Annotated in this window: 19 protein-coding genes and 3 pseudogenes; 12 read left to right on the top strand and 10 right to left on the bottom strand. The window is 40.8% G+C overall.

Going from position 1 to position 24,504, the window contains the following annotated elements; all coding sequences use genetic code 11:
- The first annotated feature begins 171 nt into the window (after positions 1-171).
- The 3 genes and pseudogenes from QMA00_RS01380 to QMA00_RS01370 all read left to right on the top strand — a co-directional run bounded on the left by QMA00_RS01380 (position 172) and on the right by QMA00_RS01370 (position 3,224).
- Positions 172-1,966, top strand: a pseudogene (locus QMA00_RS01380) (S8 family serine peptidase).
- A 145-nt stretch (positions 1,967-2,111) separates the two neighbouring features.
- Complete coding sequence (locus tag QMA00_RS01375) at positions 2,112-2,744, top strand: LysE family translocator (protein ID WP_041695849.1); 633 nt, start codon at positions 2,112-2,114, stop codon at positions 2,742-2,744.
- Positions 2,745-2,759: 15 nt separating this feature from the next.
- Entirely contained in the window at positions 2,760-3,224 is a 465-nt protein-coding gene (locus QMA00_RS01370) for a methylglyoxal synthase (RefSeq protein WP_013464445.1), read from the top strand.
- A gap of 4 nt (positions 3,225-3,228) precedes the next feature.
- Here QMA00_RS01370 and yegD read toward each other — a convergent pair whose 3' ends face one another.
- From yegD to QMA00_RS01335, 7 genes and pseudogenes are all read right to left on the bottom strand, one after another.
- Entirely contained in the window at positions 3,229-4,593 is a 1,365-nt protein-coding gene (gene yegD, locus QMA00_RS01365; RefSeq protein WP_290155556.1) for a molecular chaperone, read from the bottom strand.
- 79 nt (positions 4,594-4,672) lie between these two features.
- Positions 4,673-5,515: a DNA ligase gene (locus QMA00_RS01360; protein WP_013464443.1), complete on the bottom strand. Its 843-nt coding sequence runs from the start codon at positions 5,513-5,515 to the stop codon at positions 4,673-4,675.
- A gap of 34 nt (positions 5,516-5,549) precedes the next feature.
- Positions 5,550-5,963 (bottom strand): annotated as a pseudogene (locus QMA00_RS01355) (HAD family hydrolase); the annotation flags it as partial.
- Between the two features lie 322 nt (positions 5,964-6,285).
- Positions 6,286-6,519: pseudogene (locus QMA00_RS01350) on the bottom strand (HAD hydrolase-like protein); the annotation flags it as partial.
- 80 nt (positions 6,520-6,599) lie between these two features.
- On the bottom strand, positions 6,600-6,899 hold the full coding sequence (locus QMA00_RS01345; RefSeq protein ID WP_013464441.1) for a hypothetical protein: 300 nt from the start codon (positions 6,897-6,899) through the stop codon (positions 6,600-6,602).
- 115 nt (positions 6,900-7,014) lie between these two features.
- Entirely contained in the window at positions 7,015-9,303 is a 2,289-nt protein-coding gene (locus QMA00_RS01340) for a TonB-dependent receptor (RefSeq protein WP_290155550.1), read from the bottom strand.
- A gap of 349 nt (positions 9,304-9,652) precedes the next feature.
- Positions 9,653-10,525, bottom strand: a complete 873-nt coding sequence (locus tag QMA00_RS01335) for a mechanosensitive ion channel domain-containing protein (RefSeq protein WP_013464439.1) — start codon at positions 10,523-10,525, stop codon at positions 9,653-9,655.
- A 340-nt stretch (positions 10,526-10,865) separates the two neighbouring features.
- Between QMA00_RS01335 and QMA00_RS01330 the strand changes: the two genes are divergently transcribed.
- The 4 genes from QMA00_RS01330 (at position 10,866) to QMA00_RS01315 (ending at position 16,153) form a co-directional block, all read left to right on the top strand.
- Positions 10,866-13,001 carry a M3 family metallopeptidase gene (locus QMA00_RS01330; RefSeq protein WP_290155547.1) on the top strand — a complete coding sequence of 712 codons (2,136 nt, stop codon included), beginning with the start codon at positions 10,866-10,868 and terminating at the stop codon, positions 12,999-13,001.
- A gap of 105 nt (positions 13,002-13,106) precedes the next feature.
- Positions 13,107-13,952, top strand: a complete 846-nt coding sequence (locus tag QMA00_RS01325; protein WP_171036830.1) for a carboxylate/amino acid/amine transporter — start codon at positions 13,107-13,109, stop codon at positions 13,950-13,952.
- A gap of 69 nt (positions 13,953-14,021) precedes the next feature.
- Positions 14,022-15,347 (top strand): glycerophosphodiester phosphodiesterase family protein, encoded by a 1,326-nt coding sequence (locus QMA00_RS01320; protein WP_033103837.1) that lies wholly within the window; start codon positions 14,022-14,024, stop codon positions 15,345-15,347.
- Positions 15,348-15,418: 71 nt separating this feature from the next.
- Positions 15,419-16,153: a dienelactone hydrolase family protein gene (locus tag QMA00_RS01315; RefSeq protein WP_033103836.1), complete on the top strand. Its 735-nt coding sequence runs from the start codon at positions 15,419-15,421 to the stop codon at positions 16,151-16,153.
- 6 nt (positions 16,154-16,159) lie between these two features.
- Here the strand turns inward: QMA00_RS01315 and QMA00_RS01310 are convergent, their stop codons facing one another.
- Positions 16,160-17,077, bottom strand: a complete 918-nt coding sequence (locus tag QMA00_RS01310) for a LysR family transcriptional regulator (protein ID WP_033103835.1) — start codon at positions 17,075-17,077, stop codon at positions 16,160-16,162.
- Positions 17,078-17,233: 156 nt separating this feature from the next.
- Here QMA00_RS01310 and QMA00_RS01305 point away from each other — a divergent pair, with 156 nt between their 5' ends.
- The 4 genes from QMA00_RS01305 to QMA00_RS01290 all read left to right on the top strand — a co-directional run bounded on the left by QMA00_RS01305 (position 17,234) and on the right by QMA00_RS01290 (position 20,971).
- Entirely contained in the window at positions 17,234-17,917 is a 684-nt protein-coding gene (locus tag QMA00_RS01305; RefSeq protein WP_033103834.1) for a type 1 glutamine amidotransferase domain-containing protein, read from the top strand.
- A 115-nt stretch (positions 17,918-18,032) separates the two neighbouring features.
- Entirely contained in the window at positions 18,033-18,638 is a 606-nt protein-coding gene (locus QMA00_RS01300; protein ID WP_076921457.1) for a rhomboid family intramembrane serine protease, read from the top strand.
- A gap of 17 nt (positions 18,639-18,655) precedes the next feature.
- Entirely contained in the window at positions 18,656-19,498 is an 843-nt protein-coding gene (yghU, locus tag QMA00_RS01295) for a glutathione-dependent disulfide-bond oxidoreductase (RefSeq protein WP_076921454.1), read from the top strand.
- Between the two features lie 171 nt (positions 19,499-19,669).
- On the top strand, positions 19,670-20,971 hold the full coding sequence (locus QMA00_RS01290) for an MFS transporter (RefSeq protein WP_033103831.1): 1,302 nt from the start codon (positions 19,670-19,672) through the stop codon (positions 20,969-20,971).
- Between the two features lie 41 nt (positions 20,972-21,012).
- Here QMA00_RS01290 and QMA00_RS01285 read toward each other — a convergent pair whose 3' ends face one another.
- Both QMA00_RS01285 and fucP read right to left on the bottom strand, forming a co-directional pair.
- On the bottom strand, positions 21,013-21,621 hold the full coding sequence (locus QMA00_RS01285) for a flavin reductase family protein (RefSeq protein WP_033103830.1): 609 nt from the start codon (positions 21,619-21,621) through the stop codon (positions 21,013-21,015).
- Positions 21,622-21,752: 131 nt separating this feature from the next.
- A complete protein-coding gene (gene fucP / locus QMA00_RS01280) occupies positions 21,753-23,060 on the bottom strand; it encodes an L-fucose:H+ symporter permease (RefSeq protein ID WP_033103829.1) in 1,308 nt (435 codons plus the stop codon).
- A gap of 226 nt (positions 23,061-23,286) precedes the next feature.
- Here fucP and QMA00_RS01275 point away from each other — a divergent pair, with 226 nt between their 5' ends.
- A complete protein-coding gene (locus tag QMA00_RS01275; RefSeq protein WP_100218334.1) occupies positions 23,287-24,504 on the top strand; it encodes an ROK family transcriptional regulator in 1,218 nt (405 codons plus the stop codon).

Here is a 24,504-nt window from a genome sequence, read left to right as displayed (position 1 = left end):
TAGCCGCCCCCTAATTCAAATACAAATGTATATTTTTTGTTTAATACTGGCTACTTTAAAGTTAAATAGTTTTGTTTTTGTAGATAAAATAGCTTGTTTTCTGCTTTTTATTATTTTAATGTCGGTTTAAGTTAACAGAAAGTTAACCAATTAATTCTAGGATATTATAATATGAAAAAGAATAAACTCGCCTTAGCATTAGTTCTTACTGGTATTTTTGCAGCCGGAACTGCCCAAGCTGCAAACGATCGCTTCATCATTCAAGTTGATAATAATAAAAAAGGTGTTGTTAAAGCGCTTACTAAAAAACTAGGTGGTGAGATTAAAGTAGATGGCAATGGATTTATTGCCGCAAAGTTTACTGGTCAAGATTTAAGTAGCTTAAAAGGCCTGCTCAACAACCCACATATTAAACTCATTGAAGAAGATCATAAGCGTGTACCTATGTCATTATTTAACGATGATGTAGGCGATGCAATGCAGCAGCAAATTACGCCTTATGCCGTTTATCAATCACAGGTTGATCAAGTAACTTTTGATGCCAATGCAGGCATGAAAGTCTGTGTTATCGATTCCGGCTTAGATAGCTCAAACCCTGACTTTATTTGGGGCAACATCACCGGTGATAACGACAGTGGCACCGGTAATTGGTTTGATAATGGCGGCCCACATGGTACTCACGTAGCCGGTACAATTGGTGCTGCAGATAATAACCTCGGTGTTATGGGTATGGCACTGGGTGTGGCAATGCACATTATTAAAGTATTTAACGAATCAGGCTGGGGTTACTCATCTGATTTAGCTCAAGCGGCCGATTTATGTTCTCAAGCAGGTGCGAACATTATTAGTATGAGCTTAGGGGGCGGCGGCTCAAACAGTACAGAATCAAATGCGTTTGCTAACTTTACTAATGCAGGCGGCCTTGTTGTTGCTGCCGCGGGTAATGATGGTTGGTGCTAATGATGCCAATAATCAAATTGCTGATTTTTCACAATTCCCAAGTTGTTCATCAGGTCGTGGTAAACGTGCAACAAACGATGAAACCATTTGTGTAGAAGTAACAGCCGGTGGTGTTGATACGCTATCAACCTACCCTGCAGGTATGGCTACAGCAGCGAGTATGTCAGCCGATGGCACAGCATAAAATTCATCAGCAATGGAAAATGCAGGTCAAGTCACGGCGAGTGCCTACTTTATGGGGACCGGCGAAACAGTTGATCCAGCAGCGGCTGGTAAAGTATGTATGATTGACCGCGGCGTTGTTTCATTTTACGACAAAGTGGCTAATTGTGAAAACTCAGGCGGTTTAGGTGCGGTTATTATTAACAATGAAGCCGGCATGTTATACGCAACACTAGGTGATACCAACAATGCTTCAATTCCTGCTGTAGGCGCTGCATTTGAAGATCGTAGTACATTAATAGCCAGTGCCAACGTGACAATTAATATTGGCGCAACTGATTATGGTTTTATGAGTGGAACGTCAATGGCAACGCCTGCAGTTTCAGGTATTGCTGCGCTAGTATGGTCTAACCATAGCGACTGTACAGGCACAGAAATTCGCGATGCGTTAAAAGCAACTGCGCAAGATCAAGGGGCTGCTGGTCGTGATGATTACTTTGGCTATGGTATTGTAAAAGCGGCAGACGCTGATGCTTACCTTACAGCTAATGGCTGTGCGGGTGGCGGCACGGGTGGCGTTGATCCCGAGCCAGGCGTTGATGATATTTCATTATCAGCATCGGGTTATAAATCTAGAGGCAGTAGCTTTGTTGATTTAAGATGGAATGGTGCAGCAACAAGCCAAGTCGATATTTACCGAAATGGTAATAAAGTAATAACAACAACAAATAACAATGCCTACACCGACAGTATAAATACTAAAGGGGGTGGTACGTATACATATCAAGTATGTGAAGCGCTGAGCACTACGGTGTGTTCAAATAATATCACCGTTAGTTTTTAATAAATTTAGCACTTCGTTATGTTTAAAAGTATAACGGCTAGTTTTATAACAATTTAGTATCCTCAACTTAGCGGGCAATATGCCCGCTTTTTATTTTTCTCATTGCTTGATAAAATCACTTACCACTTCTTTTTCGTACTATTTAATGATCAACCCTGACTTTTTGCTCTCATTTTTACTCGCCAGCTTTTTAATGGCCGTTGCGCCTGGGCCATCAAACGCGTTTTTAATGGCGCAAACTTTTGCAAATGGGCGAAAAGCAGGTATGCAGAGTGCTTTTGGCTTTGCGTTAGGTGGCGTAGTACATACATTTTTTGCGGTTGTCGGTTTAAGCGCTATTTTAAAAGCCTCTGAAACTGCCTATGCCAGCGTACAATATGCAGGTGCAGCCTATTTATGTTACTTAGGGTTTATGATGCTTAAAGACACCTTTAAGCCCCCCATTTGCGAGCAAGAAGATAAGCCTCATGTTACCACCAATAAAAACAAAAACGTGATGTTTCAAGCTATGATGACCGAAGTACTAAATCCTAAGGTGGCTTTGTTTTTTATTGCTTTTATCCCACAATTTGTTGACCCTAGCTTGTCATCTGCAACCTTTCAGCTGGCGTTTTTTGGGCTACTGTATCCAATCTTTGCTTTTCCGATTGACTGCACGTATATTTATTTCGGCGATAAAATAGCTCAATTTTTTAGAAATCACCCAAATAGCCAGCTCTGGATTGATAGGTTCACAGGCATTGTATTTATTGCCTTGGCTATCAATTTATTACTCTAACTAATAAGAATCAGCATGGATCAAAAAATACAATCTCTACCTGCGCAAAAAAATATAGCCTTAGTAGCACATGACGGCAAAAAAGCCGCGCTTAAGTTATGGTGCGAAAAACATAAGGCCACTCTAAGTAAACACACTTTATATGGCACAGGGACTACTGGGCATTTAATTGAGAAAACAACAGGGCTTGATGTTATTCAATTATTAAGTGGCCCTATGGGCGGCGATCAACAACTCGGGGCGAAAATAGCGGAGCATGAAATACATGTATTAGTCTTTTTTTGGGACCCTTTAGCTTCGCAGCCTCATGATCCCGATGTTAAAGCTCTGCTACGTTTAGCTGCTGTGTGGAATATTCCTGTGGCGTGTAATGAAGTGAGTGCCGATATGCTACTTAGCTCACCATTAATGGATATAGAGCTTGAGCGAACATTGCCAGATTACGAAAAATACCTCGCAACCCGACAAATATCTCTATAGTAGCTTACTTATAAAGCATGCTGGCCCATTTAGTAAGGCCAGCAGTTACACTACCAAAGTGATCACCGTTCACCATTTTTATGTTGCCTAAATGCTCACTCAACGCTGCTTTAATTAATGGAGACTGAGCACTCCCTCCCGTTAAGTAAATCACATCGGGAGTGGTATTCGCATCAGTAATTGCCTGTTTAGCCAAGGTAACAATCTGACTAATGCTATCGTCAACAGCAAGCGCTAAATCAGCGACTGAAATATCTTTGCTTAATGAGTTATCTAAAAAGGCTAAATCACAATTAAAACTATTTGCGGATGTTAATGCAATTTTAGCCGCTTCAGCTTGTTGAACTAATTGATGACCTTGCTTATTTTGCTGTAAGTGAATAAGTCGTTTATAAAGTTCAGGGGCGCTGACATCGCGTAACTGCGCACTGAGTTCACGATAATGCTGGGCACTATAAAACTGGCTCTGTAAATTCACATCGTTAATTTTACAAGCTTGCCAAAATGGTTGATTAGGTAGTGGTAAACCTGATTTAAACGTACTGCCAAGCCCGAGTAATGGCATTAAACCATGGTAGCTCAAAGCAATATCTAAATCGTTTCCGCCAACACGTTTACCACTATGTGCTAAAAAGTCTGCATCTCGTTGTTGTTTATTCCTAAAACTTGGCCCCATTTGTACAAATGAGCAGTCACTGGTACCACCGCCAATATCAATCACCAATACTTTTTGGTCTTGCGTTAAATCACTTTCATAATCAATCCCAGCGGCGAGTGGCTCATATAAAAACTCAACATCTTTAAAGCCTGCTCGGTTTGCTGCGCGTGTTAAAATGCCCACGGCTTGTTGGTTTGACTGCTCACCGCCAACCGCTTGAAAATTCACTGGGCGACCAATAACAGTTTGGCTCAGCGTATACCCTAACGATAATTCAGCACGTTGTTTTATTTTTAAAATCATTGCTGTGGCAATATCTTCAAAAAAATTGATTTGCCCTTGCTTTAAGCCCGTTGCGCCAAAAAATGATTTAGGGGATTTTACAAAATAACCTTCTTCAGGAAATTGCACATATTCACTAATCGCCTCGCGGCCAATGAATAGGGTGTCGTCGCCGGCTTGTAAGTCTAGGTCTGATTTAATTCGCGGGAGCGTATTAAGCAAGGGTTGGCGCGCGGTTTTATAGGCATGCTCATGCTCTGAGCCCTGCAAATGCTGCGCAACAAAATCAACGACTAAGGCGCTATGATGAGTGTATAAAGTTGATGGAAGATAATGTTTGCCTTGCTCTAAAGGGATAAGCTGAACACGCTCTTCGTTTAAAACACCCATAGCACAATTAGAACTACCATAATCAAAACCAACAAACATAGATCACCAAACATTACCAAAAAGGCCGCGCAATTTAGCATAATTGCTAAAAAATATATACTGAATTGGCCTAAACTCTTTATTTTTCGGGTCTTTCTCGCAAAAAGCTAGCAAAACGCGGTAAACCATTTTTAGTGTATCCGTGGTATCGATAAGTGATTGTTGAACCAATGGCTGGCGGACGCTTGCGTTCTTCATCACTAAAGCCCGTGCCAATAGAAAAGGTTACGCCTTGCTTGGTTTGCACTCGCAATGCCCCGAGCATACCTGTGTATTTACCTTTACCTGGTAAATATTCAATAACTAGCGCTTCAGCATCCAAATAAGGTTTGAGTTTTAACAATGCACTAGAGCGACCACTCGTATGCTTAGCCTCTGCTAAATGAAGCATAACGCCCTCCCCGCCTTGTTTGGTCACCTTATTAAAATAATCGCTTAGTTGCTGATTATCACTAAATTGATATTGTTTTACCGCCTTGATGTGAGGACTATTTAGCTGAGTAATGAGTGACAGGTAATTTTGATAGCGACGATGAAAAGGCGTGTTTGTATCTGGCATATCAAATACTTGATAAGTCACTGTTTGCCAGAGTAAGTCGTCGGGTATTTTTGTTCTAACAATACCACTGAGAACAGAAAATTGACCCCGCTTGGTCCATAACTCACCGTCTAACCAAACATCAGGCAAAGGGGCGGTAAACCACTTAGGAGGATTAATTGGATTACCTTGGCGGGTAACAAATTGTTTCCCCGTCCATATTGCTCTAACGCCGTCAAACTTTTCACTCACCAAATATTGGCGAATATCGTTATGCTTAGTTTCATCATAAACATCAGCGAGTTGCACCTGCGGCAATTGCGCTAATAAACTCGCACTAAAAAGCGTTAAAAAAATAAATAGGTATCTTTGAATAGTAACCATAACTGCATCCTTGCAAATTTAAATATGGCTTAAACTATAGTTGAGATTGAAGCCATTGCCAAAATTCTTCAAGGTTATCCATTTGCTGTGTTGCTTTACTGAAGTCGTGCTGCTCGGTGTGCTTATTAGCAATCGCTACAACGGCTAAGGCTGCATTATTTGCTGCTGTTACACCAGTGAAGGTATCTTCAACGGCAATCGCATTTTTTGCAGCGACCTGCATATTTTTAAGTGCTAATAAATAGGGATCACCGGCAGGCTTTGGATTGGTTACATCGTCTTTTGTAACCACCGTATCAAATAAATCATAAAACCCTAATCCTTTTAGTATTGGCTCAGCTTCATGGCATGCGCTGCCTGTTACTAACGCCATTTTTAAGTCTTGCTCTTTAACCGCGAATAAAATATCTGCAGCATAAGGCATTAAAGGCGGTAAATTGGTTTTAACGTTTGCTAGGGTCTGTTGATCTTTCAAGGTTAAATTTGCAGCAGACTATTTGGTATTTAGGCAAGGCAGAGCCTATGTGGTGTGGTTACTCCCCATAAATAGGCGATAACGCAGCATCAATGCCAAATAGGCGTTGCCCGAAGGGTTCTGCCTAGGGGCGATTAACTCTTTGTTGCTCGGCTTTGACTTATTCTTACATGGATGTAAGCCAGTAGAATAACGCAGGAGCAGTTATCGAGCCCACTAGGTTACAAACCTCGCGCCGCGATTAAATCGCCCCTAGCTTGAACAAATTTAAATCTGCAAAGGTCAACAGACCCTTAAACAAACGGTATTTTTCATCCGCTAAATAGCGACTACTCACAGACAAGTTATGGGTTTGTTTTATTTCCTTTGCAGCGTCAATCGTGGGGCGCCCAGAAAAGCGCTGGCAAAAATCATCTTCGTCATAACGCACACCAAAAGGCGCAAGTAATTGGCTCCAACAGATATAATGCACACTTTGAGAATCAACTAACGTGCCATCCATATCAAATAATACCGCTTCAATAGACATACTTTCTCCTTGTTGTTTAGCTGTTTAGCCTATGCCCTGAATATTAAAAAAGGTGCCTAAGCACCTTTCATTAATGTGTGTTACTCAGTCAAGCCTGCTGGCGGCTCAGCATAAGCGTCTTCACCGGTGTTTACATCAACTAACTCGTAACCACGGGCTTTGCGCATCACTTTAAGTACGGGTTTCTCAAATGCGGTTTTTAAGCGCTCAGCATCATCTTTTAGTTCATCTAACGTGGTACCAAACGGCGCTGCACCCGTTTCTGACCAGTTAGTTACTTTACCATTTAGGTTATATTCCACTTCATGTATTTGATATTGCGCCGCTTCATCTTTGGTTGCTTCACAAAAAATTACACGGTAATTCCAAAATCCAGCCATTACTTTTTCTCTTTAATAAACATATGAGCGCTACTTTAGCAGCTCTACAAAAATAAAAAAGCCTGCACTAGGCAGGCTTTTATCAATAATTACAATTTAACGTTAAATTTTTCGATTAGAAAAAGTTAACTTTAAATTCAGCACCAATGTAACGCTCTTCGTTAACCATTGCTGTGTTGTTGTTGAAATCAACACCACCAATTGCTTGTTGCTCGTCAAATAGGTTACGCACGAATGCTGATACTTCATATTCGTAGTCGCCTTGTGCCCATGCATAACCAGCACGTAGGCCTACTTCTGTTAATGGCTTACCTTCAAACTCAACTGATTCATATAAGAAAAAGTCAATTTCACTACGGTAAGACACATCAGCGTAAGTGAAGAATTCACCTTCAGCGAGTTCTTTAGTGTAACGAAGTGTGATGTTAGAGATCCACTCTGGAGCATGCGGTAAGCTGTTTCCATCTAAAATAGCACGGTCTTCAGGACCAAATGCACCTGGTACTTGGAACGTAGGATCAGTAACAGTACATTGTGCACACACAGCAACGGCTAAATCTTTGTCTTTAAGCTCGGTTTTGTTGTAGCTTAAGTTAAATGTGGCATTTAGCTCATCCGTTAACACCCACTCAGAATCAATTTCGAAACCGTAGCCAGTTGTTTTATCAGCATTTAATAAGCGGTTAAAGTTAGCACCACCACCTACAGCCGTTAGCTGTTGGTCGTCCATGGTGTAATAAAATACCGTTGCGTTAACACGGCCTTGGCCATCTAACACATCAGATTTAATACCTGTCTCAAACGAAGTAACAGTCTCTGAATCAGCAACGGTTACTTCATCACCAAATAAGATACGACCTTGAAGACTCGGTGCACGGAAACTGTTAGCAATGCGGCCATACCAGTTTACGTCATCATTGACTTTGTAGTTAGCCGATAAATCCCAGCTTACGTGATCATCGCTTACATTTTTTTCAATGTAAGTAGCAGCACCACCTACAGGGCTAAGCGTACGATTTGCTGAGAACTCTTTCTCATCGTCTGAATAACGAAGGCCCGCGGTTACTTTTAAATCATCAGTAATGGTGTAATCAACTGAGCCAAACACAGCCCATGCTTTAGTGTCTTGCTGTTGGCTAACAAACCCATTTAATACGCCATTATTAGCCGTATCATAGCTAAAGTTTTCAATCGTTAATGCTTCGTCGAAGTAAAAAACACCCACCTGGTAATTTACATCGCCAGCAAAGTTGCTTGATAAACGTAACTCTTGCGTGTATTGGTCTTGGTCTGGAATACCATCAGCACTTTCTGAAGAAAAAGGAATAAAACCAGGACCCATAGCTACTGGAACATCATTGATAGAGAATCCACCGTAACCACCATCAATGTCAGCACGAGAGTAAATTTCTGCACTTTCCCAACCAGAGATTGACGTTACTGTGTGGTTAGCTAAGTCCCACTCAAGTTTAAGGCTTGCACCTTGTGATTCCACTTGTTGCGTCGCACGCGATGCGGCATCGTGGTAAACCACATCATTTTCAAAATCATCAACTAAGTCGTTAGTGCCAGGCTTGATAGTATTGGCACGAAAGGCAATTGGAGAGCCATCTAAATCACGGACATGGTAGTTTAATAATCCAGTGAAATCGTCACCTTCATATAAAAATTGAATACGTGCAGCTTGTTCAGTGTAACCACCTAAGGCATCTTTTTGTTCAAAGCCCGGTGCGCGATTATCAATGTAATCGTCTTTGTCTTGCCAAAGTACTGAAACACGCGTTGATAAACGGTCTGTTAATGAACCACCAACTGCGCCTTCAAAATCAACTGCGCCACGGCTACCGTATGATACAGAGCCATAACCTTCAAATTCTTGACTTGGTTTAACGGTATCAAATTTAACTAGACCAGCAGGCGTATTACGGCCGAACAACGTACCTTGTGGGCCACGAAGCACTTCAACACGGGCTACGTCAAATACAGGGAAACCTTTTAAAATAGCATTTTCTTGTACAATTTCATCAACCACAAGTGACACAGGCTGTGAAGCATTCAAATCGAAATCAGTGTTACCTAAACCACGTACATAAAAGCGTGGGAATGAACGGCCAAATGAAGATTCAATAGATAAACTTGGGATTTTCGCATTCATAAAACGAATATCCATACCAGCTGAGCTGTAAGCATCTAAACTGTCGCCTTGCAGGGCTGAAACAGCAACAGGTACTTCTTGAGCGTTTTCTACTCGTTTACGAGCAGTTACTTGAATAACTTCTAGTTGGTTCTTCTTAGCAGTAGTTTCTTGCTCAGCAGCTAGGGCTGAAATTGAAGTACCTGCTACGGCAGAGAACAACGTTGCATTGATAAGGGTTGCTAACGTAGATCTTTTCATTGCTTTCATGTCGGGGTTAACCTTTTTAGTGCACTCTTGTTCAACGGTTGATGTGTTGCGCAATTACATAATTACGGATTCAGTCAATTTTTCGCGACTTGCTCTATGCGGCGCGGACCTTATTACCGAGAGTACAAAAACGGCATAAATAAGGCTGACTGAATGCGCGAGATTATACCATGCTGTAATTAATTTACCGCATACTGAGTGTTAAAAATATAAACTTATTTTTAACACTTAAGCGCACTATCCCGACTTTTAGTGTACTTTTAGCAACTAAACAACCAAAAAGCGGACATATGTCCTTACAATGAATTATTAAAAAATATAGCAAAATAACGCGGCACTTTTTTAAATACTACTTTTTCACTAATGAACGTGTGAGTGCAATTTCACCATCAATATGAATATCTCGCTGCGGGAATGCAATAACCACATCGTGTTGTTCAAACACTTCATAAATACTAAAGCGAATATCACTGCGCACTTGTCTTAAGCGAGTTTCAGATTCAGCGCACACCCAAAAAATAGCATTAAAGACCAGCGAGCTGTCGGCAAAGTCATCAAACAATACGGTTGATTGAGGCGTTGTTAATATTGCTTCATGTTCATCTAATACTTGCTGAATTAACTTTTTAACCAGTAATACATCAGAGCCATAAGCTACGCCTACGCTTACCGACGAGCGCGCATTGCCATCAATGAGCGTCCAGTTTGTAACCGTATTTTCTAATAACTGGCTATTAGGGATCAACATATGCACCCCGTCGTTTCTGCGAATGCGGGTAGAGCGAGTGTTAATAGTTTCAACCACCCCTTTTGCAGTGCCAACTTCTAGAAAATCGCCAATACGGATTGGCCGCTCCCACATTAATATCCAACCGCTAATAAAGTTATTAATAATATTTTGTGCACCGAACCCCACACCAATGGCAATGGCACCCGATACAAAGGCAAATGCGGTTAGTGGAATGTTGAGCACCTCAAGGGAGGTAAAAAGTAAAATCGCAATACTTAAAATAAAATAAAAACGCGTGAATAAATGCACTGCATCTGGGCTCATTTTTCGAGCAAGTAATGACTTCTTAATCAATTTACCAATACGTGTAACCACAAACCACATAGTAAATAAAATCAGTGGGACTTGAATGACTTTAGCAACCGTAATATGTACGTCGTTATAACTAAACAGCACAAAACCTAGTATGTCGTTAATTTGTTCTATATTCATGATTATTCCATATAAAAATAAGCTAGCAGTTAGTAAATCAGTAAATGCTAATAATTGAGTGAGTCTAGCATGTGGTTAAATTAAATAAGTAACAGTCTGTTTAAAATAATGACGGTAAAACAACCGTGATTGCCTCGTGTCGACATGCTTGCATTGAGCTTGGGGTAATTTGGGCTGTTTACTGCTGCTTTTATCTACTAAAGCTGTTTTTGCAATCTAATTTGAGTTTAAATCCTGCTTTAAATCGATAAACTTTGTTGTATATAAGTCAAAATTTGGTAAGTTAACTGTGTTTTCGACTCACTAAGCCTATTTCGGCTATTTTTTCTATGGAGTTACTATGCGTAAAACACTGATTGCCACTACGATTGCTAGTGCACTTTTATTATCTGCCTGCTCTTCTGAGAGCACTAAAGAAACAACACAAGAAACCGCAGCGCAAGTTCAAGACATTAACGCAAGCAATGTATTGTTCAAACCAAGTCCACTTCAATACATGGCACCTGAGTTTGATAAGTTTGGTACGACTGAATACGAAGCCGCATTTGATGCAGGTATTGCACAGCACAATGCAGAAATACTGGCAATTGCCAACAACCCAGCGCCAGCCACTTTTGAAAACACTTTAGTTGAAATGGAACTGGCAGGCGAGCTACTAAACCGCGCATCAGCTGCGTTTTATAACCTATCTGGCCTTATCTCAAACGATGAGTACCAACGTATTGATAAAAAAATGGCGCCAGTTTTCTCGGCTCACTCTGATGACATTTATTTAAATGGTGCATTGTTTAAACGTGTACAAACGGTATACGACAATAAAGATAAGTTAAGCGCTGAAGATCAACGCCTAGTCGATTTTTACTACAAACAGTTTGTTAAAGCCGGTGCAAAATTAAACGATGCTGAAAAAGCAAAAATGCGTGAAATCAACGCTGAGCTTGCAAAACTATCAACTGAGTTTTCTCAAAACGTATTAAAATCGTTTAAAGAAGACGTCATTTTAGTAACAGATAAAAGCAAACTAGCTGGTTTATCTGAAGGTGAAATTGCAGGTCTTGCAGCAGCTGCTAAAAAAGCAGGCAAAGATGGCTACATGATCACCCTAGTGAACACCACACAACAGCCTATTTTATCTAGCCTTGAAAACCGTGAACTGCGTGAGCAGATTTTTAAAGCATCAACCAACCGTGCAGCTAAAACCAACGGCCCTATCATTATTAAAGAAACTAACCTGCGTGCACAAAAAGCAGAACTGTTAGGCTTTAAAGATTGGGCTTCGTATGTAATGACTTCACGCATGGCGCAAACCACTGATAACGTGTACGGTATTTTAGATGACCTAGCGCCAAAAGCAGTTGAAAAAGCGCAAGCAGAAGCAAAAGCGATTCAAAAAGTAATTAACGATTCTGGTGAAAGTTTTGAACTAAAACCATGGGATTGGTCTTTCTATGCAGAAAAAGTACGTGCTGAAAAATACGACCTAGATCCAGCCTTAGTTAAGCCTTACTTTGAAATGCAATCGGTTATTCATAACGGTTTATTCTTTGCAATGGAAAAACTTTACGGCATTACATTCAAAGAGCGTAAAGACCTACCGCTTTATCACGAAGACGTCATGGCGTTTGAAGTATTTAATGCTGATGGCAGCGCAATAGGCTTATTTTACATGGACCCATATGCACGTGAAGGTAAACGTGGCGGTGCATGGATGAGTGCATACGTAAGCCAAAGCGGCTTAAAAGGCACAAAACCGGTTATTTATAATGCACAAAATATTCCAAAGCCAGCAGAAGGCGAGCCAACGTTAATGACGTTTGACGAAGTGTCGACTATGTTCCATGAGTTTGGTCATGCAGCACACGGTTTATTCTCTGACGTTAAATACCCAAGCCTAGCAGGTACTGCTACAGCGCGTGATTTTGTTGAATTTCCATCACAAGCACATGAAGACTGGATGATTGAGCCAAGTGTATTAGCTAACTACGCTAAGCATTACAAAACAGGTGAGCCAATTCCTCAAGCACTACTTGATAAAGTACTTGAGTCGCAAAAGTTCAACCAAGGTTTTGGTACCACTGAATATTTAGCTGCAGCACTACTGGATATGGAATGGCACTCATTTGGTTCTGATAAGAAAATAACTGACGTACAGCAGTTTGAAAGTGACGCATTAAAGGCACATGGTATTGATTACTACCCTGTTCCACCGCGTTATAAATCAAACTACTTTAGCCATACGTTTGCAGGTGGTTACTCAGCGGGTTACTACGCCTACCTGTGGACTGAAGTATTTGCAGCCGATGCCTTTGCTCATATGGAAAACAACGGTGGCTTAACGCGCGAAAATGGCGATAAGTTCCGTAAAGAGATCCTATCAAAAGGTAATAGCCGTGACTTAATGCAAAGCTACATTGAGTTTAGAGGCCAAAAACCAACCACTGACGCCCTGCTTAAGCGCCGTGGTTTAGTTGATTAATATTTTTAAGCAACTGATATAAAAGCCCGCTTGCGGGCTTTTATTGTTTATAGAACAATATATAACAGATAAACTGACACCATTACTTAAGACAAGATGAGTGTTATGGGCTATTTATTTGCAGTTACCCTTCTTTGGGCGTTTTCGTTTAGTTTAATTGGTGTGTACTTAGCAGGCCAAGTTGATGCATGGTTTAGTGTGTTAATTCGTGTTGCTTTAGCAGCGTTAGTATTTTTGCCTTTTTTAAAGAAAATCCCCACCCCGCTTGCGTGTAAACTCATGCTGATAGGCGCACTGCAACTGGGGGTTATGTATGGCTTTTATTACCACTCATTTTTGTTTTTAAGTGTGCCTGAGGTGCTGTTATTTACTGTAATGACCCCGCTTTACATTACGCTTTTAAACGATGCGCTAAATAAACAGTTTAATCCGCAGTTTTTTATCGTTGCATTTATTGCCGTACTAGGTGCTATTACCATTCGTTATGAAAACTTAGACAGTAACTTTTTAGTCGGATTATTACTGGTTCAAGGCGCTAATATTAGTTTTGCCATCGGCCAAGTAACCTACAAACGATTAATGCTTAATAAACAACTCGATGATAAAACCGTATTTGGTTGGTTTTTTATTGGCGCACTAATTGTTGCAAGCGCCTGTTACGCCTTATTTGGTGATCTTAACAAATTACCAAGTACCTCAACTCAATGGGGCATACTGATTTATTTAGGTATTGTGGCCTCTGGTTTAGGCTACTTTATGTGGAATAAAGGCGCGACGCTTGTCAATGTTGGTGCGCTGGCGGTGATGAACAACTTACTTATTCCTGCCGGTATAATTGTTAATGTGCTTATTTGGAATCGAGACGCTGACCTACTTAGATTAAGCATTGGCGCGGGAGTGATGCTGGTTGCCTTAGTGGTAAACCAAATAATGACTAAATCAGCAAATTAATCACTCTGTAGTGAAATTGTCATTAATAATTAGTAAGGTAGCGTCCACTTTTATTTTTAAGGACAAATAATGAAGCGCATACCTTTTCTAACAACTTTTTTATTATTAAGCTCACTTACTGGCTGTGATGACGATGTAAAAATAGTCGAAAAAGAAGTGGTTGTTACCAACACTGACGTTGAAATTGTTGAAGTATCTACCCCGGTTATTGTTGAAGTAGCACAAGGCACTAATATTCAACTAGGTACTCGCCCAGACTACCTAGTTGACGATATGGCTAGCAGCGCACTAAAAACAAAATTAGAATCGTGCAAGGAAGGTCCTTTTTATCGTACTGATTTTTCAATTGGTCACCGCGGTGCTCCAATGCAATACCCAGAACACACTAAAGAATCTTATATTGCAGCCGCTCGCATGGGAGCAGGTGTTGTCGAATGCGATGTAACCTTTACCAATGATAAAGAGCTAGTATGTCGTCATTCTCAGTGCGACTTGCACACCACCACCAATATTTTAGCCATTCCAACATTGGCTGCTAAATGTAGTGAGCCATTTACCCCAGCAAACTCTAACAGTGGCACGCCTGCTTCAGCTAAATGTTGTACCAGTGATATTAGTTTGACAGAATTTTTAACTCTTGAGGGCAAGATGGATGGCGCGAACACCAGTGCCACCAATGTTAGCGATTACATGAAAAGTACACCCCGTTGGCGCACTGACTTATACGCCACCTCTGGTACACTCATGACCCACAAACAAAGTATTGCACTCTTTAAAGAGCTGGGAGTAAAAATGACCCCAGAGCTTAAATCCCCTCAAGTAAGTATGCCTTTTAACGGTATGACCCAAACGCAATACGCACAAAAAATGCTGGATGAATACACGCAAATGGATGTACCCGCTTCGCGAGTGTATCCGCAATCATTTAATTTAGCCGACGTAGAATATTGGATTAATACTAATCCTGAATTTGCAGCGCAGAGTGTCTATTTAGATGGGCGCGACAGCAATGCAGGGTTTGATCCAAACAACGCTGTAACATGGCAGCCATCTATGGCAGAGCTCGTAAACGACGGCGTTAAAATTATTGCGCCACCCATATGGATGCTATTAAGCATAGATAACAACAGTAATATTGTTCCCTCACAGTATGCCATTGACGCTAAAGCCGCGGGGCTTAATATCATTGCATGGAGTCTTGAGCGCTCAGGCCCTCTAAATCAAGGTGGCGGTTATTATTATCAGTCAATTAGTGATGTTATAGATAACGATGGCGATATGTTCACTGTGGTTGATGTGTTAGCGCAAGACGTAGGTGTAATGGGTATCTTTTCCGATTGGCCAGCAACCGTAAGTTACTATGCTAGTTGTAATAACATGCCTGCAAGTATTTAAACTTTAAGGCGTGTTTATTTTATCGCGCTCAGTTACCATATATTTTATATATGATTTAACTGAGCACTTTTATGATCATCCAACACCACCATGCTGACTTGCCTACCCCAACGGGGTTAATGCGCACTACGGTTTATCGCCCACACGCTCACGGGCAATTCCCAGCCATTATTTTTTACTCTGAGATTTTTCAGCAAACCGCGCCTATTGCTCGCAGCGCCGCTATTTTGGCAAGTCATGGTTTTGTGGTACTTGTGCCAGAAGTATTTCATGAGCTTAACCCTATCGGGACAGTGCTTGCTTATGATGACGAAGGTAAAGATAAAGGCAATAACGATAAATGGGCAAAACCGCTTGAATCTCACGACAGCGATACCCAAGCGTTAATCGACTTTGTACAAACACACGATTATTGTACTGGCTCTGTGGGTGCAATGGGTGTTTGTATTGGTGGGCATTTAGCGTATAGGGCCGCATTAAACCCCGCAATAAAAGCTGCTTTTTGCTTATATCCCACTGATATTCATAGCGATACTCTTCCCGCACAAAAAGGGAATAATTCATTTGAACGTATGGCCGATATACAAGGTGAAATCCACTTTATTTGGGGAAAACAAGACCCCCATGTGCCACAACAAGGTCGCGACAAAATTTATCAACAAGCGGTTAGTACGGGTATTAATTACCAATGGCAAGAAGTGAACGCGCAACATGCCTTTATGCGTGATGAAGGCGAGCGGTACGACGCAGCACTTGCTATCACCATGTATCAGCAAGCCGTTGCTTTGTTTAACCGAGTGCTTTAAGCGCTATTATTTAAGCATACCTAATGCGGTATGTTGCTTTACAAAATACGCTTTTAAATAATCAATAAACAAACGCAGTTTTTTAGAGCCCGCCGCCCCAGGCGGGAACACCCCATAAAGCTCAATGTCTTTGCTTTTATAATCATCAAGTATAATTTGCAGCAAACCCGCTTGTACTTTTGGCCATGCATCATAAAGTGGAATACGGCCAATACCATGCCCCGCCTCTACAAACGCAGTGCGTGCAGCAGCGTTATTGGTGCTTAAACTACCTTGCATTGTAATATCGACCTTTTTGCCTTCTTTTTGTAAGGTCAGCGTTTTACTGCCTAATTGATAAACCACCCATTGATGCTTTGCCAACTCATCGGGTGTGGTGGGTTTACCAAAATGCGCAAAATAATCGGGCGCACCACAAATACAGGTACTCATAGTAGTGAGCTTAGTGGCTTGTAAGTTCGAATCGCGCAGTGCAACCCCTCTAATTGCAAAATCAAACCCGTGCTTAATAATATCCACCACATCATCAGTTAGCTGTAAATCTATATCAATTTTAGGGTACTGACGTTTAAAGGTATTTATTGCCGGTACAATTAACTGCATCCCTACATTTACTGGGCAACTTATTTTTAATAGCCCTTGAGGTTCACTTTTTATATTTTCTATTTGCTGATTAGCGGCATTAGCTTGCTCTGTAATAACACGGCAACGCTCATAATAGGCCATTCCGGCTTCGGTTAACGCCATGGTGCGGGTAGAACGGTTAAGTAGCGTCACTTCGAGCTGTGTTTCTAATTTTTTTAAGTGATAACTCGCTACGGCACGGGTCAGCCCTAATTGTTTTGCCGCTGCAGTTAAGCTGCCCTGCTCTACAATTTGTGCAAATACCACCATACTTTTTAACTGTTCAAACGAGACTTTCATAGGTGCTCCAATGCGGTTTTAACTTCAACCCTCTTATTGTATCAATTATTGAATCAATTAAGTTAAATTTATCATCGTTGTTTAAAGCTCTCTTAGTGCATATAGTATTTACCAAGCAAGATTAATTAATTTAAATCATCATAAGGAATACCTTACATGGCTAAAAAAATACTAATGGTTCTTACATCACATGCAGAGCTTGGTAACACAGGCGAAAAAACTGGTTTTTGGGTAGAAGAATTTGCAGCCCCTTATTACGCATTTGTTGATGCAGGTATTGAAGTAACATTGGCTTCTCCAAACGGCGGTCAGCCACCGATTGACCCAACTAGTATACTTGCTGATTTTCAAACTGAGGCAACCAAACGTTACGATGCAGACAGTGGTGCACAAACACTGATGGCAAATACCAAAGTTTTAAGCGAAGTAAACTCTTCTGATTACGACGCCGTATTCTACCCTGGTGGTCACGGCCCTTTATGGGATTTAGTCGATAACACCGATTCTGTATCGCTCATTGAAAGCTTTATTAAAGAGCAAAAGCCAGTCGCTGGCGTGTGTCATGCAAGTGCGGTATTTTTAAATGTTAAAGACGCTGATGGCAATGCATTAGTCGCCGGTAAAAAAGTAACGGGCTTTACTAACAGCGAAGAAGCTGCTGTACAACTTACTGACATTGTTCCATTTTTAGTTGAAGACGAACTTATCAAAAAAGGTGGCGATTACCAAAAAACCGATGACTGGGGCGTACTTGCTCTAGAAGATGGTTTATTGATCACCGGTCAAAACCCAGCAAGCTCAGAACTTGCAGCTAAAAAGCTATTAACTAAACTAGGTTAATAGCAGCCAACAACTCAAATCAGCACAGCATTTTATGCTGTGCTTTTTTAATTGCTTTTCATTACCTTATACAATTCCTATACTGGCAACACTTTCGGTAAATTAGGATCACACTATGGCCACTAAACCAAACACGCTTTCACTTATTACCAGTACCCGTTTTGCTATTTTTAGCATTATTATTATTTGTTTTGTATTGCAGCTTATTAATAGCCTACCAGGCATTAATTTAAACGGTTTAGGTATTTATCCCAGAAGTATTCAAGGGCTGGTTGGTATTCTTTGTGCTCCCTTTTTACACGGTAGCTGGTGGCATTTTGCCAGTAATATGTTGCCATTTGCTGTATTAAGCTGGTTAATTTGCCAGTACAGCGTACAGCGCTTTTATAGTGTATTTATATTCACCGCTTTAGTAGGTGGCTTATTAGTTTGGATGTTTGCTCGCAGTAATATTCATGTGGGTCTAAGCGGAGTCATCTATGGTTTGTGGGGCTTTATTTTATGCTATGGCATTGTAAGACGTTCATTTAAATCGATTTTTATCGCTGTTATCGTGGCATTTTTATACAGCGGCTTTATCTGGGGCGTATTACCACAGCGTTTTCATATCTCGTTTGAGAGCCATTTGTTTGGTGCATTAAGTGGATTGTTTTTAGGCTATAAACTAGCAAAAGCAGATAAATTAAAAGCAACAACGGGCAAAGCAAATACGCACGTTTAAACTATTAGAGGCTATTTATGAGTGATAACAACGACTACACCCCAGCAAAAGTATGGACATGGGACAATGAAAGTGGCGGTAAATTTGCAAACATTAACCGCCCAATTGCAGGGGCAACCCACAATAAAACCTTGCCTATTGGTAAACATCCATTTCAGCTTTACTCATTAGCGACCCCTAACGGGCAAAAAGTCAGTATTATGTTTGAAGAGCTTTTAGAGCTTGGCTTAACCGATGCCGAATACGATGCGTATTTAATTAATATTGGTGAAGGCGATCAGTTTGGCTCTGACTTTGTTGATATAAACCCGAACTCAAAAATACCCGCGCTGATGGATCATTCAACCACACCGCCAACACGCATATTTGAGTCAGGTGCTATTTTACAATACTTAGGCGAAAAATTTGATGCCTTTATTCCTAACGATCTCAAAGCCAAAACAGAGTGTCGTAACTGGCTATTTTGGCAAATGGGCTCAGCACCTTACTTAGGCGGTGGGTTTGGCCACTTTTACAGTTATGCACCGAGTAAAATGCAATACCCGATTGACCGCTTTACCATGGAAACTAAGCGCCAGCTTGATGTACTAAACCGCCATTTAAGTGACAACGAATACATGGCAGGCAGTGAATATTCAATTGCCGACATTGCCATATGGCCTTGGTATGGCTCACTGGTATTAGGCGACTTATACGACGCCGCCGAGTTTCTAGATGTTGCATCTTATACCCATGTGGTTCGTTGGGCTAAGCAAATAGCAGCGCGTCCAGGTGTAAAACGAGGTCGTCGCGTTAACCGTACGTGGGGAGCAGAAGAGGATCAACTCGCAGAGCGCCACAGTGCTCGTGATTTTGAATAAGACGCTGCTTTAGTACAAACAAAAAATCAGCGCTTAGCTGATTTTTTTGTGTTTATTTGGGGTTCCTTTATTCTTAGCTGGTAAAATGACTTTGTAATCCCAACAGTAGAAAAGTTAAGCATACCATCTTAATATATATAAATATTTGTACTTATACAGCGGTAAAATAGAGTGAAAAAACTGACAAAAGAACAAATCTATAAACGCTTAAACAATGAAGAAGACGCCCGAGCTTGCAAGGCCATCGACGACAATGCCTGTCAGGAAGTACCCGGTAATTTTATTATTTTACTCATTAGCCAGCTGTTTAGTAAATTTGCCGATGCACTGCTTAATCCAAAAATAACGCTGCCATGGTTAATGCAAAGCTTAAATGTACCAGCGAGTTTTATTGCTTGGTTAGTACCAATCAGAGAATCGGGTTCATTGCTGCCCCAACTTGCTATTGCTAACGTTATTCGCAAACTCCCCGTTCGTAAATGGGTATGGGTAATAGGTGCAGTGATACAAGCAGGATGCATTTTAGCCATGGTTGCGGTGGCGTTTACCCTCAAGGGCGCACAAGCAGGCTACGCTATTATTGGCTTATTAATTTTATTTAGCCTTGCCAGAGGGTTTAACTCTGTCGCTGCAAAAGATGTGCTGGGCAAAGTTATTCCTAAACAGCAACGCGGTAATATTAGCGGGCTTGCTGCGAGCATTGCCGGTTTTGCCACCTTAACGTTTGGTCTCATGATGTGGTTTTTTTCACAGCAAAAAGATCAAGACATTGTGATCATCGCTTTACTACTGGGTGCATTAATGTGGCTGATTGCCGCGTTTTCTTATGCACAAATTAACGAATATAGTGGCGCTACCGAAGGAGCTAATAATGGCCTATTGCACGCGTTTTCAAAGTTAAAAATTTTATACCAAGACAAACAGTTTGCGCATTTTGTTATTACACGTGCCTTACTGCTTTGTTCAGCATTGAGTGCCCCTTTTTATATTATTTTAGCCAGTAAACAGTCGTTTGAATTTTCTTTACTTGCCACCTTTATTGCCGTTTCCGGCTTTGCAAGCCTAGTCTCAGCGCCGATTTGGGGGCGCTTAAGTGACTTATCTAGCCAGCGAGTGCTGGTACTTAGTGCCACTTTGGTTACCATTAATGGGCTGGCTGTATTTGTTATTGCAACTTGGTATAACGAGCTGCTACTAAATTGGTGGGCTATGCCTATTTTGTACTTTTTACTCTCAGTTGCGCATCAAGGAGTGCGCTTAGGGCGAAAAACGTACCTCGTCGATATGGCAGAGGGTAACAAACGCACCGATTATGTGTCGGTTAGTAATACCGTTATTGGGGTTTTATTACTGATGTTGGGCAGCATAGGCTTATTAGAATCGTTTTTATCAACCGCAGAGCTTATTTTGCTTTACAGCGGATTAGGTTTTTTGGGGGCAATGAGTGCACTGTTTTTACCAAAAACAGAGTAAATAGCGCGCTGTTTAACCTAATGTAATTAAAACGCTCACCTTTAAAGTTGTGGGCGTTTTAATACAAACTTATCTTTAGTGGTGCTAAAGTAATCGCCGCCCATTTTGCCCACTGCATTTAATAATTCAGGGTCAATATAGCCACCACTCATCACTTCATCGTCTATACAAATACCCACTACATCCAGCAACATCATTTTTCCACCGCCAGGCTCATTTGAAATACTAATAACTTCGCGTAACTTACATTCAAACCGTACTTTTGAATCGGCAACGCTTGGCGCGTTAACTAACTTACTTGGAGCTTGGGCAATGTTAGCTGCATCAAACTCGCTTATATCACTAGGATAATTTGCACAACTTTGGTTCATTTTTTCAACTAGCTCTTGGCTGACAATATTAACCACACATTCTTTAGTTGCCATTAGATTACTAAGCGTATCTTTATTCGTTTTATCACTAGGGTTTACTTGCGTAACACTTAAAACAGCTGGCTTGCAACTAGCCACAGTAAAAAATGAATAAGGCGCAATATTTGCACTACCTTCGCTATTTAATGTACTTATCCATGCGATAGGCCTTGGGCTGATACCGCCTACTAAGTAAGAGTAAACATTTTGGTTGGTATTTTCGGTGAGATCTAAAAACATATTTTTTCAACTAAATAAGAATATCAACATGCCTAATATCTTAATCCGATGAAGGTTGGGGTTAAAGAAGATTTACAAATGAGAAAAGTTAAAAAGTAAAACCGAGCCTTCAGGCTCGGTTTTCAATCCATTTAGCAAGGCGCTACATTATTGAATACTCTGACTTTTGTTTTTAAATCAAATGCAGCATAAGCTGCAACAATAATAAAACACCCCGCAGGCACAACATAAGAAAACGCGACACTGTATGTATCAATAAACACAGCTTGGAATACAGGAATTATCGCTCCACCTAAAATAGCCATTACTAAACCAGCAGCACCTAGTTTTGCATCATCGCCTAACCCATGTAGTGAAATCGCGTAAATAGTTGGAAACATTAACGACAAGCAAGCCGATATACTTACCAGCGCCCATACGCCACTTATATTTGGCATTTTCACCATATAAAAACACAGCAGCATTGCAATAATAGAGGTTGCCATTAACAGTTTGGCAGGACGAATAAATCCCATAAGCCAGGTCATTACAAATCGAGAAACTAAAAAGGTGATCATACTGTATTGTAAAATACTTCCCCCAGTAACTTCATTTGTATCGAGTGCCTCCATTACGTACTGGATGGTAAATGTCCATACACAAGTTTGCGCCGCAACATTAAAAAACTGGGCGATAACACCAAAGCGGTAATGGGTATTTTTAAACAAGCGCTTAAACGTTGCACTAAATTCTACATGCTTAGAGACTTTTTTTTGCTTACAAAAATTAGGTGTTTTAGTAAACGCAATTGCCAACCAAATAAAAACCAACACACAAGCCATACCAACATAAGGCACCATAACTGCATCAAGTTCTGCGCTTATAATGCTAGTTAATTGCTCACTATTCATATTTGTGCGCTCACCAGAGGTTGCGGTATTGAGCTTTGGTAAAATAAGGGTAGCGGCTAAAAAAACACCAATGTTAGTACCGACAGGGTTAAATGATTGCGCCAAATTCAACCTGCGAGTTGCACCTTGTTGGGTGCCCATTCCCATTACATAAGGGTTTGCTGATGTCTCTAAAATAGATAAGCCTCCAGCTAGCACAAACAAAGCCACTAAAAAAAAACCATAAGTCATTGCTTGGCTGGCGGGATAAAACAAAAATGCTCCGATTGCAGCCATCCCTAAACCGGTTAACACACCTGTTTTATACGAAAAGCGTTTATTGATATATGCCGCCGGAATAGCTAGGCAAAAGTAAGCTCCATAGTAGCTAAATTGTACCAATGCAGACTGCACTGACGACATAGTAAAAATTTTACTAAACACTTTTACTAGCGGATCAGTCATGTTTGCCGCAGCTCCCCATGCAGCAAAGCACAGAACAAGTAAAATAAAGGGAACCACCATCTCCTTGGAGACAAGAGGTGTTTGTGTGTGTGTGTGTGTGGTCATTGCCGTGTCTCAGTTGTTAATGTTAAGTAAAGCATTTAACCAGTTAAATATCATTCCGTCAATAAATCAACTATAGTTATTTATTGACCTCCTGTGACTTATTTATACTCTGTCGTAAATTTAATAATAAGAAATGAACCCGGCAATAAAGCTAATATAGTCGCCAATTACACACACTCGGTGTACAATTAATCAGGTTATTCAAGATAATAACAACTAGGTAGGAATAATTATCAAATCTAAAAACCCTCGACTCTCTTTACAAGAAGGCCGAAGCCAATCTGGCCTGCGTGCTCATAATGAACGCCGAATTATGTCATTAATTCGCCAACACGGTAGTGCTCCAAAAGCTGAAATTGCACAAAAAACAGGGCTTTCAGCACAGGCCGTCACAGTAATTATCAATAGTTTAGAAGCCGAATCGTTATTAATACGGAAAGACCCTCAGCGTGGTAAGGTTGGCCAACCAACCATCCCATTTGCGTTAAATCCAGATGGTGCATTTGGAATTGGCTTAAAAGTAGGTCGTCGCAGTTTTGATTTAACCTTGATTGACTTAGTAGGAAATATACGCGCAACTTTGCACGAAAACTGCGCTTACCCCACAGTACAGAGCTTGCTAACCTTTTTAGAGAAAGGGATCAGCGTACTTAAAATGAGCTTAAGTGACGAATTAGCCAAGCGTATCTTAGGTGTGGGTGTTGCAACCCCTTACGAAATTTGGAACTGGACAGAAGAAGCCGGCGCTCCAAAAACAGTATTGAATGAATGGAAGTCTTTTGATTTTAAAGAAAAAATAAATCAAATTGTACACCTTCCCGTGTATGTATGTAATGATGATACTGCGGCTTGTTCAGCTGAATTAAGCTTTGGTAATCCTGCTCGTTTTAGCGATTTTTTATATATTTTTATTGGTACTTTTATTGGTGGTGGAGTTGTTATAAACGAAACCTTATTTACTGGTAAAAAAGGTAATGCCGGCGCTATAGGTTCATTACCTAGGCCTATGCTTAATAGTGAAGGACAACTAACCTCCCAACAACTTATTATGCAATCATCACTGTATATTCTCGAAAAAATGCTCAAAGGTGATGGCTACAATACTGACATACTATGGAGTTCAAAAGAGTATTGGGGAGACTTAGGCCCCGTACTCGATAAGTGGATAGACCAAGTTGCAGATGGCCTCGCCTACGCGGCATTGTGTTCTTTAGCTATTTTTGATTTTGAGGCAATTGTCATTGATGGCGCCATTCCTATCAATGTCAGAGAAAAAATAGTTTTGGCAACAAAGTTAAAATTGAGCCAGGCTGATCATCGCGGTATTAATCGCTGTGAAGTACAAAGTGGCTCTATTGGCGCCAAGGCTCAATCAGTAGGCTGCGCTAACCTTCCGTTACTTATCAACTTTTCTCAAGATCACGCAAGCCTTTCACACCACTAA

The sequence above is a fragment of the Pseudoalteromonas sp. APC 3694 genome (assembly GCF_030407565.1).
GTDB lineage: Bacteria > Pseudomonadota > Gammaproteobacteria > Enterobacterales > Alteromonadaceae > Pseudoalteromonas > Pseudoalteromonas tetraodonis.
This window is presented reverse-complemented; position numbering and strand designations above follow the sequence as displayed.